The organism is Aminobacter sp. P4_D5, assembly GCF_056401815.1.
Genome location: NZ_JBFUIP010000589.1, coordinates 1 through 783 on the forward strand (window position 1 = coordinate 1; position 783 = coordinate 783).

A 783-nucleotide genomic window follows, 5' to 3' on the forward strand; every position below is an offset into this window, starting at 1 on the left:
ACGATCACCTGGTCCGGCGTGCAGCGCACCGCCCGCGCGGCGCCGAGGTAGTTCGCGATCGCCTCGCGCAGGGCCAGCGAGCCGCGTGGGTCGCCATAGCCGAGCATGTCCGGATCGGGCGATTGCAGGCGCCGCAAGGTGAGCTGCCGCCAGATGCGCGCCGTCGCCTCGTCCCAGGAGGTGCGGCCGGTGTTGAAGGGCTGCGCGCCCGGCTGGACCATGTTGGGGAGGTTGAAGGGCGCGGGCTCGGTCCTTGTGGGGCGCAGCCTGGCGGCGGCAGGCCGCTCCAGCCCTTCCGGCAGGTCGCGCGAGACATAGCTGCCGGCGCCGACGCGCCCCTCGATGAAGCCTTCCGCGAGTAGCTGCTCATAGGCCGCGACCACGGTGTTGCGCGCGATGCCGAGCCGCTGCGCCAGCACGCGCGTCGCGGGCAGCCGCGTGCCCGGCGGCAGGGTGCCGCCCAGGATCGCCCGTCGCAGCTCCAGATAGACCTGGCGCAGCAGGGGCGTGCCGTTGGTGCGCTCGATGGCGAGCAGCAGCAGGTCGGAGAGGTCGGCCACGGCTCCAGCCTAGCACCGATCGTGGAATGGACCAGTGGAAATCGCATAAATTGGCCCTCGCGACGGACCAATGCACCTGTCACGCTATGGCATCAATTCCATCACAGGGTTACCGCCATGTCCGAGGTCGCCGACCGCTATCCCGTCACCGAGCGCAACAAGGTCCGCCGCCTGCACGAGCGGGGCCGGCACGACTTCGCCTCGGTCTACGAAATCCTCGATG

At 70.1% G+C, this 783-nt stretch carries 1 protein-coding gene; it reads right to left on the reverse strand.

The features are described 5' to 3' along the window. Window positions 1–560: GntR family transcriptional regulator (locus AC1DWF_RS33690; protein ID WP_476842840.1), on the reverse strand; the 560-nt coding region annotated here is incomplete at its 3' end. Between the last annotated feature and the right edge of the window lie 223 nt (window positions 561–783).